Annotated in this window: 14 protein-coding genes and 2 pseudogenes; 5 read left to right on the forward strand and 11 right to left on the reverse strand. The window is 59.4% G+C overall.

Annotation, left to right across the window (positions count from 1 at the left end):
- Nucleotides 1-55: 55 nt before the first annotated feature.
- From ACNQFG_RS13650 to ACNQFG_RS13690, 9 genes and pseudogenes are all read right to left on the reverse strand, one after another.
- Nucleotides 56-202, reverse strand: a pseudogene (locus ACNQFG_RS13650) (helix-turn-helix domain-containing protein); the annotation flags it as partial.
- Nucleotides 203-340: 138 nt separating this feature from the next.
- On the reverse strand, nt 341-931 hold the full coding sequence (locus ACNQFG_RS13655; RefSeq protein ID WP_423405261.1) for a Fic/DOC family protein: 591 nt from the start codon (nt 929-931) through the stop codon (nt 341-343).
- 3 nt (nt 932-934) lie between these two features.
- Complete coding sequence (locus ACNQFG_RS13660; protein ID WP_158577517.1) at nt 935-1,120, reverse strand: antitoxin VbhA family protein; 186 nt, start codon at nt 1,118-1,120, stop codon at nt 935-937.
- Nucleotides 1,121-1,201: 81 nt separating this feature from the next.
- Nucleotides 1,202-1,984, reverse strand: a complete 783-nt coding sequence (locus ACNQFG_RS13665) for an amino acid ABC transporter ATP-binding protein (RefSeq protein WP_005938624.1) — start codon at nt 1,982-1,984, stop codon at nt 1,202-1,204.
- Between the two features lie 21 nt (nt 1,985-2,005).
- Nucleotides 2,006-2,650, reverse strand: coding sequence for an amino acid ABC transporter permease (locus tag ACNQFG_RS13670; RefSeq protein ID WP_005938622.1), 645 nt, complete (start codon nt 2,648-2,650; stop codon nt 2,006-2,008).
- Between the two features lie 170 nt (nt 2,651-2,820).
- Nucleotides 2,821-3,660, reverse strand: a complete 840-nt coding sequence (locus ACNQFG_RS13675; protein WP_423406594.1) for a transporter substrate-binding domain-containing protein — start codon at nt 3,658-3,660, stop codon at nt 2,821-2,823.
- Between the two features lie 229 nt (nt 3,661-3,889).
- Complete coding sequence (locus tag ACNQFG_RS13680) at nt 3,890-4,906, reverse strand: hypothetical protein (RefSeq protein ID WP_423405262.1); 1,017 nt, start codon at nt 4,904-4,906, stop codon at nt 3,890-3,892.
- Nucleotides 4,907-5,028: 122 nt separating this feature from the next.
- Nucleotides 5,029-6,558, reverse strand: coding sequence for a cardiolipin synthase (gene cls / locus ACNQFG_RS13685; protein WP_423405263.1), 1,530 nt, complete (start codon nt 6,556-6,558; stop codon nt 5,029-5,031).
- Between the two features lie 68 nt (nt 6,559-6,626).
- A complete protein-coding gene (locus ACNQFG_RS13690) occupies nt 6,627-7,466 on the reverse strand; it encodes a DegV family protein (protein WP_423405264.1) in 840 nt (279 codons plus the stop codon).
- A 160-nt stretch (nt 7,467-7,626) separates the two neighbouring features.
- Between ACNQFG_RS13690 and ACNQFG_RS13695 the strand changes: the two genes are divergently transcribed.
- The gene (locus tag ACNQFG_RS13695; RefSeq protein ID WP_097793335.1) at nt 7,627-8,175 is read left to right on the forward strand and encodes a DUF1836 domain-containing protein; all 549 of its coding nucleotides are present in this window, start codon (nt 7,627-7,629) and stop codon (nt 8,173-8,175) included.
- 56 nt (nt 8,176-8,231) lie between these two features.
- On the opposite strand, the gene prfB is transcribed toward ACNQFG_RS13695, so the two are convergent.
- On the reverse strand, nt 8,232-9,353 hold the full coding sequence (gene prfB, locus ACNQFG_RS13700) for a peptide chain release factor 2 (RefSeq protein WP_097775423.1): 1,122 nt from the start codon (nt 9,351-9,353) through the stop codon (nt 8,232-8,234).
- A gap of 311 nt (nt 9,354-9,664) precedes the next feature.
- On the opposite strand from prfB, the gene ACNQFG_RS13705 reads away from it, so the two are divergent.
- Complete coding sequence (locus ACNQFG_RS13705; RefSeq protein WP_423405265.1) at nt 9,665-10,645, forward strand: RING finger protein; 981 nt, start codon at nt 9,665-9,667, stop codon at nt 10,643-10,645.
- Between the two features lie 41 nt (nt 10,646-10,686).
- The gene (locus ACNQFG_RS13710) at nt 10,687-11,562 is read left to right on the forward strand and encodes a UTP--glucose-1-phosphate uridylyltransferase (protein ID WP_423405266.1); all 876 of its coding nucleotides are present in this window, start codon (nt 10,687-10,689) and stop codon (nt 11,560-11,562) included.
- Nucleotides 11,563-11,622: 60 nt separating this feature from the next.
- On the opposite strand, the gene ACNQFG_RS13715 is transcribed toward ACNQFG_RS13710, so the two are convergent.
- The gene (locus tag ACNQFG_RS13715) at nt 11,623-12,309 is read right to left on the reverse strand and encodes a rhomboid family intramembrane serine protease (RefSeq protein ID WP_423405267.1); all 687 of its coding nucleotides are present in this window, start codon (nt 12,307-12,309) and stop codon (nt 11,623-11,625) included.
- Between the two features lie 271 nt (nt 12,310-12,580).
- On the opposite strand from ACNQFG_RS13715, the gene holA reads away from it, so the two are divergent.
- Complete coding sequence (gene holA, locus ACNQFG_RS13720; RefSeq protein ID WP_423405268.1) at nt 12,581-13,609, forward strand: DNA polymerase III subunit delta; 1,029 nt, start codon at nt 12,581-12,583, stop codon at nt 13,607-13,609.
- A pseudogene (locus ACNQFG_RS13725) lies at nt 13,606-13,788 on the forward strand (DUF4093 domain-containing protein); the annotation flags it as partial. The gene holA and the pseudogene ACNQFG_RS13725, both read left to right, overlap by 4 nt.
- Nucleotides 13,789-13,872: the final 84 nt, after the last annotated feature.

The raw sequence follows: 13,872 nt of genomic DNA on the forward strand, positions 1-13,872 counted from the left end.
GCTGGTAGTGTATAAGCGTGGGTTCATCATATTTGGTGTGGTATCTTTAACTATGGGAAACTCCCCGCTCCCATTTACTGACTGCCTTGTCCGAGACATACAGCTTCTCGGCCAAGTCCTTCTGCGTCCAGCCCTTTTCCCGCCGCAGCTGCGCCAGGAACGCCCCGAACGCCTGCTTGTTTAGTTCGAAGTTCTGCTCCATCGTGTCGTCCTCCCCTGTCCGGTCTTGTTGGCTCCAGTGTAGCAGAAATTCCGCAGACCCGCAACCGACCAGCAGTAGAATCCGCGCACCTGCGCAAAACCGCCCCCGGAAAGGCAACTTCTCCGGGGGCAGATGCGGTCATTCTTTTATGATCTTGTCCAGCACATCTTTCAGCGGCAGGTCGATACCCTGTGCGGCGTATATCGTTGCGATCATCAGCTCATCGGCATCCACACAGGAAAAATCCAGCCGATAGCCTGCGTTCTGCGCCAGCTGGGCCAGAAACACACGCTGTGTCCGCCCATTCCCTTCCCGGAACGGATGCAGCTCATTGGTCCGTTCATAGAGGTCCAGAAGCTCCTCTGCAAAACGTTCCCGCGAAAGACCGCAGAAGAAGTGTTCTTTTCTCACCCGCGCAAAAACCGCCTCGCCAACGCGCGGCAGTTCTTCTGCCGGGCAGAACTGCGTCCCCTTCTTGGAGATATTGATGGTCCGCACCTGCCCCGCCCAATCATACAGCTCCCCAAACAGATGTTTGTGGATTGCTCTGTAATGCGCAAAATCGAAGCTGTCACACAAAGGTGCCTCTTCCCACTGGATCGCCTTTGCCGTCACAAGCGCAGCCTCGACCGCATCCAGCTCGCTCTGACTGCGCAGATCGAATTTGTTGACCAGAACCGTTGTTCCCGGATAGCAGCCGCTTTCCGTTGCATCAATGGTATATCCCATGCTTCACCTCCGGGCTGGCCGGTCCTGCCCACGCTGCCGGTTCAGGATCTCCTGCACAAGGGTCGCCGTATCGATTCGTCCTTCCAGATAGCGCACACAATCGCGCTCCGTCTGTTTGGAGACCGGAAGCCCCTCCATCCGCGCAGACGCCACCGCATTGCGCATAGCCTGTTCTCGTTTTGTCGTCATACCGGAACTCCCTCCTTCCTGTTCGAATCTATTATAGCAAAACAGCCCCCGGAAAGGCAACCTCTCCGGGGGCAGATGCGGTCATTCAGAATAGTGGGCGAGGAACTGCTTCGTGCGCTCCTCCTGCGGGTGCTCAATGAGTTGCTTGGCGGGGCCTTCCTCCACCACCACGCCGCCGTCCATGAACATGATGCGGTCGGCCACATCACGGGCAAAGTGCATCTCGTGGGTGACGATGATCATGGTGGTCTTGCGGTCGGCAAGGTCGCGCAGGACGCGCAGCACCTCGCCGGTCAGCTCCGGGTCGAGGGCCGAGGTCGGCTCGTCGAAGCAAAGGATGTCCGGGTGCAGAGCCAGTGCGCGGGCAATGGCCACGCGCTGCTGCTGACCGCCGGAAAGCTGGTGCGGGTAGTGGCCTGCCCGGGCAGAAAGGCCCATCTGGGCCAGAAGTTCCTGTGCCTGCTGTTCCAGCTCGGCATGGATGGCCTTTTTGTTGGCCTTGTAGTCCGGGCGCTCCTTCGCCAGCAGTTCACCCGCCAGCATTACGTTCTGCAGGGCGGTGTACTGCGGGAAGAGGTTGAAGTTCTGAAATACCAGACCAAAGTGCAGCCGCTTTTTGCGGATCTCGCTTTCCCGTTGGGTGGCGGGGTCGGCAGCATCCCACATGGTCTCGCCGTTCACCTTGATGATGCCGGTGTCCGGCCGTTCCAGAAAGTTCAGGCAGCGCAGCAGGGTGGTCTTACCGGAGCCGGACGAGCCGATGATCGCCAGCGCTTCGCCCTGTTCCAGCGTGAGTGAGATATCCTTGAGTACTTTGGTATCGCCAAAGTTTTTGCCGATGCCGGAGGCTTCAAGCAGTGCCATGATCCAATTTCCTCCCTTTCATCAGCGGAAATAATCCAGTTTCTTTTCGGCCCAGCCAAACAGCAGGGTGAGTGCGCCCACGAACACCAGGAAGAAGATGGCAGTGGAGAACAGCGGCCAGATCAAGCCCTTTGCGCTGTACTCCTTGGCCATCATGATGATCTCCTTGTTGGCAATGGTATTTGCCAGCGAGGTATCCTTGACGAGGGTGATCACCTCATTGCCCATGGGGGCCAGAATGCGCTTGACCACCTGCAGCAGCGTCACCTTGAAGAAGATCTGGGTCTTGGTCATGCCCAGCACCTGACCGGCCTCGGTCTGGCCCTTGGGAACGGCTTCGATGCCGCCGCGGTAGATCTCGGAGAAGTAGCAGGCGTAATTGATGGCAAAAGCCACCACCGCCGCCACCATGCGTCCGCCGGAGCCGGAGGGCCACGGGTTATTCATGCCCAGCAGGCCGGGGCCAAGGTAGATCACGATGATCTGCAGCATCAGCGGCGTGCCGCGGATGACCCACACAAAGGTCTTTACCGCGCCGGAAAGCGGCTTACACCGGCTCATGGAGCCGAAAGCCACCACCAGACCCAGCGGCAGCGCAAACAGCAGGGTCAGAGCGAACAGCTCACAGTTGAGCAGAAACGCGCCGGAAAGGCGACTCAGAATCACAGACACAAGAACACACCCATCAATCCGTTTTTTGAACTTCTTCCGTCACCTTCGGTGACAGCTCCCTCAATGAGGGAGCCTCACGCATATCGGCAACAAAAAGCCTCCCTCACCGAGGGAGGTGGCATCGCGCAGCGATGACGGAAGGAGTAATTACATTCTTATAGAACTCAGTCGGCCAGAGCCAGATCGTACTTGTCGGCCAGAGCCTGCATGGTGCCGTCAGCCTTCAGCTCGTCAAAGGCGGCATCCACAGCTGCGGCGGTATCGCTGCCCTTGCGGAAGGCCACGCCGTACTCTTCAGCGTTCAGCTCGTCCACGATCTTCAGGCTTGCATAGTCGGTGCCCTCACCGATCATGGCGTTGGCCAGAGTCAGATCCAGCACAGCGGCATCAGCAGTGCCTGCGGCAACTTCCATCAGGCAGTCGGTCTGCACGCTCTTGGAGACGTAATCGGCCTGTGCAAGGTTCTCGTCGCCCTCAATGGCGGCTTCACCGGCAGAGCCAGCCTCGGCAACCACGGTCTTGCCCACCAGATCCGCAGTGGAGCTGTAGTCGGTGCCGTCCTTCACGACCACGACCTGTGCGTTCTTGGCGTAGGCCTTGGTGGTTGCGGCGTTGGCCATGATGTCATCGGTCAGGGTCATACCGTTCCAGATGCAGTCGATGCTCTTGGCATCCAGCTCCACCACCTTGGTATCCCAGTTGATCTCCACGAACTCCGGCTCGACTCCCAGCTTTTCGCACACGGCAGTTGCCAGCTCGGTATCAAAACCGGTAAAGTTGCCGTCGGCATCGGTGTAGTTCATCGGCTCATAGACGGTGTAGCCAATGACCATCTTGCCCTTGCCTTGAATGTAGGCCAGGTCGCTGTCGGCCGAAGCGGATGCAGCAGAGCCTGCCGCAGAGCCGGAAGCCGAAGCAGCCGCAGACGTGGATGCGGCCCCGCCGCAGGCTGCCAGACTGAGTGCCATCGCACCCGCCACAAACATCGAAAGGAATCGTTTCATTCTCATCCCAAAGTCCTCCTCTAGCGCCCTTGTTTTATCGCTTTACCATGATAAAGAGCTAAACTGTGCATCTAGGATACCGCATTTGGCACGATTTTGCAAGGGGGAAGGCCGATTTTTCGCACAATGCCGGAATACGTTCTCTTTCCGGTGTGCTTTCTGTGCGAATCGCGCAAACAGAAAGAGCCTTTCCCTTCCGGAAAAAGCTCTTGTGAAGTGCTTTGCAGCGTTATTTGGTTCGCATCGCGTCCAGCGCGGCCTTTTGGAGGTCGGTCACCGAGATGGTGCACAGCGCCATCAGGTCGGCGTCCGAGCCGTCTGCCGGGATGGCGGCGACCTCCGCACGGGTCTTTCCTTTGAGGTAGCCGCAAAAGCCCTCGCTGTGCTCGTACCATTCCTTATTTAAGGAGGAAGCGCCCCGCATCCCGTAGCTGTCGCCCAGTTCCACCTTGGTCTCCACCTTGTCCGGCGCAGTGATGCCGCCATCGGACGCCACCGTCAGGGCCGGTTCAGCCATGTCTGCCACGGCGCTGGTCACACGGCCCTCGGCGTCCAGCGTCAGGGCCACAAGGCTGATGTCGATTTCCGCGTTGACGTCCCGGTCATCGGTCGCAGTCACATCCGAAGAGCCATTCACCGCCTCCACGCCCAGCGACACCCGGTCGCCTTTGGCCGCGCCCAGCCCCCTGGCATTGGTGCAGGCCTTGACCACCGCGTCGCGGTAACGGTCCACCGCGATGGTGCAGCCGGCCAGCAGGTCAGCGTCTGTGGGCTTGCCGTCGTTGTCCAGTTTCAGCAGGGACACCTGCTCCGGCGTCCTGCCGGTCAGGTAGTCCGCGAAGGCATCCGCCTGTTCCGCCCAGCCTTTTTTCAGCGAAGAGGCCTCTGCCAGCGGGTAGTCCGCCCCTTTCTGCCGCTTGGTCCGGTAATCTGTGGGCAGGTGCACCGCGCCGGTGCCGTCGGCCCCGATGGTCGTTTCCAGCTCATCCAGCTCCACGTCTGCGATCTTGCCGTCGCCATCCAGCAGCACTGCCGCAGCCGCCAGCCGGATGCTCCCGGTGCGGTCTTCGTCTTCCGTTTCCACGACGACACCGAGGCCGGTCTTCCAGGCGGCGGTCGTCTGCGAGGCCGCGCCGCTCCCGCTCATGCTTCCAGAGCCGGACGACCCGGCGTTCGGTTTTCCGCAGGCGGCCAGCAGCAGGGCTGCTGCCAGCACACAGCCCCAAAGAGCCTTGCTTTTTTTCATAGATACGCTCCCTTTCCCGATGGGTTTGGAAGTAGTATATCCGGCAGGGCCCTTCTTATTCGTCAGTAGTTTTCCCCTCTCCGTCTCGCTTCGCTCGCCATCAGGCGTTGACGGAGAGGGTTTTACAGCAGCGGGCTCAGCAGCCGCAGGATGCTGTCCAGCAGGGTACCCGGCAGAGAAGTCCGGCAGTCGGAAAGCTGCACCTCCCGGCACTGCGGCAGCGTGGCCCGTACATCGTCCCGCAGGGCGATGACCTGACTGTTGCTGTAAAGCAGCGCCCCGCACTCAAAGTGCAAAAACAAACTGCGGTAGTCCATGTTGATGCTGCCCACTACGGCCAGATGGTCGTCACTGACGTAGCATTTTGCATGGAGGAAGCCGGGGGTGTACTCGTAGATGCGGACGCCCGCCCGGAGGAGCGGCAGATAGTACGACCGGCTCAGCCGGAACACCAGCTTTTTGTCCGGGATGCCCGGCAGCACCAGCCGGATGTCCACCCCGCGCTTGGCCGCGTTTTTCAGTGCGTCCAGCATTTCCTCGCCCACGGCAAGGTAGGGCGTGTAGATATAAACATACCGCTGTGCCTGCGCAAGGATGTTCAGGTACACCGTCTCGGCCATCGGTTCCTCGTCCAGCGGGCTGTCCGCGTAGGGCTGCACGATGCCGTCCGAACTTTCCGGCAGGTGGGTCGGCGCAAAGGGTGCGTAGTCCGTCTCCTGCGGGCGGAAGGCGTTCCAGAAGTTGAGGAAGATGACGGTAAAATTCCAGACCGCCGCCCCTTCCAGCCGGATGGCGGCGTCCTTCCAGTAGCCAAAGCGCTGCTCCGCATTGATATACTCATCTGCCAGATTCACGCCGCCGGTGTAGGCCACCGTACCGTCAATGACTACGATCTTGCGGTGGTCGCGGTGGTTCATCACCAGCGAGAGCAGCGGCATCACCGGGTTGAACGGGATGCAGCGGATATGGCTGCGCTCCATCCGGATGACGAAGTCGCTGGGCAGACCCAGCAGACTGCCAAAATCATCGTAGATCAGGCGCACATCCACGCCCTCGGCGGCTTTCCGCTTGAGGATGGCCTCGATGCCGTCCCACATCGTGCCCGACTTTACAATGAAGAATTCAAGAAAGATAAATTTTTCCGCCCGTTCCAGGTCTTCCAGAAGCCTGGGATACATGGCCTCGCCGCAGGGGAAATAGTGAGTGGCGGTGTGCTTCCACGCCGGGTAGGGGCCGTAGGTCTCCACGTAATGGCTCAGGTTTTTCTCCACGCGGTCCAGCGTGTCGGTCTGGTCCGGCCGGGGCGTAAGATCGGCCATGTGGGCCTGCTCCACCTTCCGCATCCGGGTGCGGAGCCCCTTGGCCGGAGCCTTGTTGCCAAAGGCCAGATACAGCGCACCGCCCAGCAGCGGCAGCAGGCCGATGAGGACGATCCAGCCGATCTTATAGGCACTGTTCTCGTCTTTCCGGACGAGGTAGAGCACGATGACGATGCTCAGCGCCTTGAGCAGGCCGTTCAGCCAGACCCGGCCCGCCGTAAAGGCCCAGAACGCCCAGAGCAGCCACAGCAGCTGCAATGCCACCAACACCACCGTGATGGTGACGCGGTTCAGAATGCGGCTGAAAAATTTAACGATCGGCAGTCTGAACACGCTGTACCTCCCCCGCCGCTGCGCGGCCCTTTAAGATGGAGTTAGTATAGCGCGGTCCGGGTGATTTTTCAAGCCTCTCCGTCCTCGTATCCGATCAGAAGGCCGCCCTGCTCAGCGTAGTAGCTGCACAGGCCGCCGCACTCCGTCACCACGACTCTGGCCCCCTCAAAGACGGCCTCGATCATGTGCTTCAGGCGCTCGGCAGCGGCAGGGTTGCCGCAGTGGGAGATGTTCACCTTGCCGTTGGTGTAGCCGTGCTCCTTGAGCTCCAGCACGATGCGCTCCAGTGCACCGTGCTCGCCGCGGGTCTTGCACAGCACCTCCAGTTCGCCGCTCTCACTGGCCTGACCAATGACCCGGATGCCCAGCATCCGTGCCACAGCGGCAACAGCAGGCTTCACACGGCCATTGCGGGCCAGATTGGCCAGCGATTCCAGCGAAAACAGCAGATGTGTGTGCTTGTGGTAGCGCAGCATCTCTTCACAGACGGCGTCAAACTCCTTGCCGGCAGCCAGTTCATCCCGCAGATGCTCGGCCAGCAGGACCTGCTCCGGCCCGGCGGACAGGCTGTCCAGAACAAAGACCCGCTTGCCGGGGTTCTCCTGCTGGTATTCCTCCGCCGCCAGCTGGGCCGCATTGCAGCTGCCCGACAGCGTACCGGTGATGGTGATGGCGTACACCTCATCGGCTCCCTCGTAAGCAGCCAGCCAGTCGCCGACGTTGGGGCAGGAAGTCGAGGTCTTTCCTTTATAGGTGCGCAGGGTCGTGGCCATGCCCACCGCATCCAGCGTGCCGTCATCGTGGTATTCCTCGTGATCGGTGATGATCTTCAGGGGCACACAGGCAAAATCCACGCCATCCAGTGCATACAGGCTTGCGGCAGAATCCACAACGATCCGGGTCTTCATAAGCAGTATCTCCATTCCAGCGGCAAAATCCGCCGCATTTTTCATGTTGTCGAAGCTATGATATCAGTTTTTCAAAAACCTGTCAACCGTTTCTTGGAAATCTTCAAAAAGTTTTCATAAGACGGTTGACCCTGCCGGAAAAATACGCTATACTATCCGCATGAACAATGAATCCAACCGCCGCATAGCGGCCTGCGCCGTGGATTTTGCCCTGCCGCGGTACGCAGAACTGCCTTCCGTCGGGCTGTATCTCGACCAGACCGTCCAGTACGTCAATGGGTATTTTCGTGCATTTCCAGGGGTGGAGCTCACGGCTTCCATGGTGAGCAACTACGTCAAGAAAGGGATCATCGGCCACCCCATCAAGAAAAAATACACCCGTGAGCAGCTGGCCGGCCTGATCTACATCGTCGTCTCCAAAACGGTGCTCTCGATGGAAAACATCGACACCCTCTTCAAAATGCAGCGCCAGCACTACTCTGCCGCGCAGGCCTACGACTATTTCTGCGAGGAAGTGGAAAACTGCCTGCCCTATGTGTTCGGCCTGACCCACACCATCCGGGATCTGGCCGCGGACGCCGGAGAGGAGAAGCTGTTGCTCCGCAGCACCATCATCGCCGCCGTCAACAAGATGTTTCTTGACTGCGCATTTGCCGTCATGCACCAGGAGCAGGCTCTCTGGCCGGACATCCTGGCGGATCTGGCGTAAGACATGCAAAAGAAAAAGCCACGCTTTCGCGTGGCTTTTTTGCTTATCGGTAAGATTTAGGTGTCCTGCAATTCCCCGCGGCTTGCGGCCTTGAGGTATGCGAAGATGAAACCGTCCAGATCGCCGTCCATCACGGCATCCACATTGCCGGTCTCGTAGTTGGTGCGGTGATCCTTGACCATGGTGTAGGGCATGAACACATAGCTGCGGATCTGATGACCCCATGCGATCTCGTTCTGCACGCCCTTGATGTCGTCGATCTTATCCATGTGCTGCTGCTTTGCGATCTGATACAGCTTTGCCTTCAGCATTTCCATGGCGTAGTCACGGTTCTGGAACTGGCTGCGCTGGGTCTGGCAGCTGACCACGACGCCGGTGGGCTTGTGGATCAGACGCACAGCGGAAGAGGTCTTGTTGATGTGCTGGCCGCCGGCACCGGAGGAACGGTACACCTGCATCTCAATGTCCTCGGGGCGGATATCCACCTGAATGGTGTTATCCAGCTCGGGCATCACTTCCAGCGAAGCAAAGCTGGTCTGGCGGCGGGCGTTGGCGTCAAAGGGCGACACGCGCACCAGACGGTGCACACCGTTCTCACTCTTGAGCAGGCCGTAGGCGTTGGCACCCTTCACCATCATGGAGGCGCTCTTCATGCCGGCTTCATCACCGTCCTGATAATCCAGGACCTCCACGGTCATGCCGTGGTTGGAAGCCCACTTATTGTACATGCGGTACAGCATTTCGGCCCAGTCCTGTGCCTCGGTGCCGCCGGTACCGGCATGGAAGGTCAGGATGGCGTTGCTGTGGTCGTACTCACCGTTCAGCATGGTCATCAGCTGCAGCTCATCCACTGCCTTGCCCACAGCGTTCACAGACTCCTCTGCTTCGGGGATCATGGCGGGGTCGTATTCTTCATCCAGCATTTCCAGCATGGTCTCGGCATCATCGTACAGGCCCTGCAGCTTTTCAAAGCGGCTCAGCTTGCCCTTCAGGTCGCCCACCTCGTCAAAGACCTTCTTGCTCAGGTCTGCATCATCATAAAAGCCGGGGCGGCTCATGGTGTGCTCCAGTTCCTGCACGCGCTTGCGGGAGGCATCAATGGCAAGGGCTTCTTCCAAGTCCTTGACCGCCTTGCCGTAATCGGCAAGCTGCACCTTCAGTTCGTCAATCGTGATCATTCTCAATATCCTCTCAAAAATAAGAAGTATCGCCCTTATTTCTCATGGGTCCATCGCGCTTTGCATTCTGGCAAACACAAAAGCCGGCCGCCAGGGGTTCTCCCTGCGGGAGAGCTGGCATCGCGCAGCGATGGCTGAGAGGGCTACAAAAAGACACAGTTTATACACAGATACTTCATTAGTATACCGAGAATCTATGCTAAAGTAAAGGGGTAAATGGATTATCCTGCTGGAATTTTGAAGATTTTCACCTTTTCTTTTCTCCGGGATGGGAGTATAATAGCATCAAGTACCATTTATGGGAGGAAGTTATGCCGAAATATTATGGCTGTCCCTGCGAAGGCTGCGGCAGACCGCTGGCGCTGACCGATGATATCGTGGTCTGCCCGGACTGCGGCGCACCCTATCACCGCGAGTGCTACGAAAAGCTTGGCCGCTGCATCCACAGCCCGGCTCATGCCGCCGGATACGAATGGAAGTTCCCGTATCAGGAATCCGAGCTGTGCACCTGCCCTGCCTGCGGCGAACGCACCCTGCGCACCGAAGAGCGCTGCCGCTGCTGCGGTGCCGTTCTTCCGCCGGAAGGGGCCGAAGAGCCTGCCGACCGCACGGCCGGCCCCGGCGAGGGCAATTTTGATTATTCCAGCCTGTACCGCCAGTATCAGGAGACCGGCTCCATGCCCCAGGACCCCATGCGGCAGGCCTATGAGGCCGCCTTTGGCAAGGACGAGATGCTGGACGGCATCCCCTGCAAGGACTGGGCCAGCTACATCGGCCCTGCGTCCCCCGCCTACCTGAGCACCTACTGCCGGATGCAGCTGGCGCACAGCAAGATCTCCATGAGTTTTTCGGCACTGCTGTTCGGGCCGTTCTATTTCTTTTACCGCAAGGCATGGAAGCCCGCGTTCGGCTTTCTGGCAGCTGAGTTGCTGCTGGCCGTGCCCACCCTGCTGCAGCTGATGCAGCTCACCGGCAGCACCATGGCCCCCGCTCTGAGCGATTCCACGATGGTCATACTGGCCCGCCTGTGCTCGGCCCTGAGCTTTTTGCTCATGGTCGTGCGCGGCATGTACGGCAAGTGGCTTTACCGCAAGAGCGCGGCAGACCGCATCCGGAAGATCCGCTCCGAATTCCCGGACGAAGCCCAGCGCAAGGCCGTTCTGGCCGCACAGGGCGGCGTCAGCTTTGCGGCGGTGTTCGGCTGCTTTTTGCTGCTGATGGTCATCGGCAGCGCCAGCACCCTGCTGCTGGGCCCCAATGTGGACGCCCTGCTCAATCTGGTCTACGGCTGATGCACCCAGCCTGCGATAGTTCTACGAAGGAGTTTTGAATCATGAAGAAAGTCACCAAAGCCGTCATCCCTGCCGCCGGTCTTGGCACCCGCGTGCTGCCCGCCACCAAAGCCATGCCCAAGGGCATGCTGCCCATCGTGGACAAGCCCGCCATCCAGTATCTGGTGGAAGAGGCCGTCCGTTCCGGCATCACCGATATCCTCATCATTCTGGGCCGCAACCAGAGCATCATCGAGGATCACTTCGACCGCAGCCCTGAGCTGGAAGAAAAGCTGGCAAAGCCCGGCAAGGAAAAGGCGCTGGAAGAGTGCCTTGGCATCGCCAACATGGCAAACATCCTCTTTGTGCGCCAGAAGCAGACCCTGGGCCTTGGCCACGCCGTGAGCATGGCAAAAGCCTTTACCGGCGACGATCCCTTCGTTGTCATCTACGGCGATGACGTAATCTGGGGCGAGGACCCGGTGTGTGCTCAGCTGATCCGCGCCTACGAGGAGTTCGGCCGCCCGGCGGCAGGCGTTTCCGCAGTGCCATGGGAAGATGTGAGCCGGTACTGCAGCCTGAAGACCACCCCCATCCACGACAACTATTTCTTTGTGGACGACATGATCGAGAAGCCCAAGAAGGGACAGGAGTTCAGCAACTACTCCATTCTGGGACGCGTGCTGCTGACCCCGGAGATCTACGAGATCCTTGCCCACACCAAGCCCGGCGCAGGCGGCGAGATCCAGCTGACCGATGCCATGGCCGAGTATGCCCGCACCCGCGGCGGCATGACGGCCGTAGAGTTCACCGGCAAGCACTACGACATGGGCAACAAGCTCAAGGTGGTAGAGGCACAGGTGGAGCTGGCCCTGCAGCATCCGGAGATCGGCGAAGAATTCCGCGCTTACCTGAAGGAGTTCTGCAAGACACTGTAACGCATCTGCACAAAAATCCCCTTCCGCATGGTCCTGCCGCGCGGAAGGGGATCTTTTGCTTTACCGGCTCCTGTGCCGGGAGGTCTTTTCAAATTTCAGGCCCGGCTTTGCCCCGGACGCCTTGCGGCGTTTTTGGGGGCGCAGGGCGTAGAAGTAGCCGAACCCCGTGCCGCATAAGCCGCCCACAATGTGCATGAAGTTTGCTACATTGTCGTGCACAAAAATGATATCGTACACCTGCTGACCAAAGTACAGCGCTGCAACCAGCAGCATGGTGACCGGGATGCCGCCGGAGAAGCCCGCCAGCGACGAAAGCATGATAAGCATGAACACGATGCCGGACGCGCCCAGCAGGGCCGTGCGGGGGAAGAGTGCGCATTGCAGCACACCGGACACCAGCGCCGTGAAGACGATGCCCTCCAGCAGCGGGATGCTGCCGTATTTTTCCTCCATCGGTGGGCCGATGACGAGGAGCAGGAGCATGTTATTCAGAAAGTGGTCCCAGCTGGCATGGCCCAGCACATGGCCGAACAGCCGGATGTAGAACAGCGGGTCCTTCAGCGAGGAGCGGTAGACACAGAACAGATGCATCGTCGTCCACCCGTCCGTCCACTGGTCGAGGAACAGCACCAGAAGTGACAGCAGGAAAAATGTGAGGATCACCGGGGAGTTGTACTGCAGCTGCAACGTAAATTTGGCACGTTTCGTAATGGCTTCATCCTTTCGCGGCCCGCGGAGGCCGGGCATTTTTTACTTCCGGCAGGGTCGGCACCCTGCATTTCCGTTCGTTTCCTCTTTGCCGAATGTTTGAGAAAAGCGTTTTCAGTATATCATGTTTTTCCGTTCCCGAAAAGCCCCGCCCCGGCATTTTTTGCGTCCGGGCAGGCAGCATTTTTTGCCCGGCCCCTGTGCACTGCGCATTGACAACGCTCCGCAACTCCGCTACACTATGGGTATCGAATATCCCGGCATCTGCGGGGCAGAAGATCCCCCGCAAAAACGAAAGAAGGTCTCCCTTTTGGCAACGGAAGCAAAGCTCCGGCAGCTGGCAGAAAGCGGCTGTCCGGTCTACTATTTTTATTCCAGTGAACGGTATCTGGTGCGGCAGGCCGTGGCGGCTGCCGTGCGGCTGCTCTCGGCCGACAGCGACGAAGAAGCCACCGTGCTGGACGGTGCCGCCCCGGAGCTGGAACAGCTCATCATGGCGGCGGGCACCATCTCATTTTTTGGTACCCGGCGTGTGGTGGTCCTGCCCGAACTGGACCCCGCCGCCTACAGCGACAAAGATCTGGATGCGCTGTGCGAAACGCTTTCCAGTCTGGAAAATGCTGTGGTGGTGCTGGGCAGCGTGTTTCCCTTGGAGCGCGGCAAGCTCAAGACCGGCAAACGGGCGCAGAAGCTCACCGCTGCCTGCAAAAAGCTCGGCTATGCCGAAGAGCTGGCCAAACCCAAGCCCTATGAACTCAAGGTGATGATGATCGAGCGGGCCAAAGCGCAGGGTGCTACCCTGCCCGAAGGCGCCGCCACTGCCCTGCTGGAACGCTGCGGCGAGGACCCCTTCCTGCTGGAAAACGAGGTGGACAAACTCTGCGCCCTCTCTGGCTACCAGACCGTCACTGCGGCCATGGTGGCTGAGATGGGCACCGTGAGCCTGGAGGCTGATGTCTTCGAGATGACCCGGATGATCACAGCCAAAAACGCCACCGGGGCCTGCAAAAAATTACAGGCTCTGCTCCGGCTGCAGCAGGAGCCCATTGCCATTACAGCGGCCATGATCGGCAGCTATGTGGATCTGTACCGGGTCAAGCTGGGCAGCGCCAGACGCAAGAGCTACAGCACGGTATTCAAGGATTTTGGCTATAAGGGCAGTGATTACCGGCTCAAGCGGTCGGCCGAGACCGCCAGCCACTACACCCTCGGCCAGCTGGAAGCCTGCTTGCAGGTCCTGCTGGATCTGGACAGATCATTGAAAAGCCAGCCCGTAGACGCGGAGGTACTACTGGAAGCAGCTCTCTGCCGTCTGGCGCTGGCGGGGAGCGGACGATGAGTGAACGAGAACTTCTCCACACCGACCGGGTGCTGGTGGTGGAAGGCAAATACGATGCGGCCCGCCTTTCCCACCTGACGGACGCGCTGATCCTTCTGACCGACGGATTCGGCATTTATAAGGATAAAAAGCGCCAGCAGCTGTTCAAGGCGCTGGCGCAGAAAAACGGCCTGATCCTGCTCACGGATTCGGACGCAGCAGGCTTCCGCATCCGCACCTACATCACCAATCTGGTGGGAGAAAAGAATGTGGTTCAGGCTTAT

The sequence above is a fragment of the Faecalibacterium prausnitzii genome (genome assembly GCF_049532945.1).
Lineage (GTDB): Bacteria > Bacillota > Clostridia > Oscillospirales > Ruminococcaceae > Faecalibacterium > Faecalibacterium prausnitzii_N.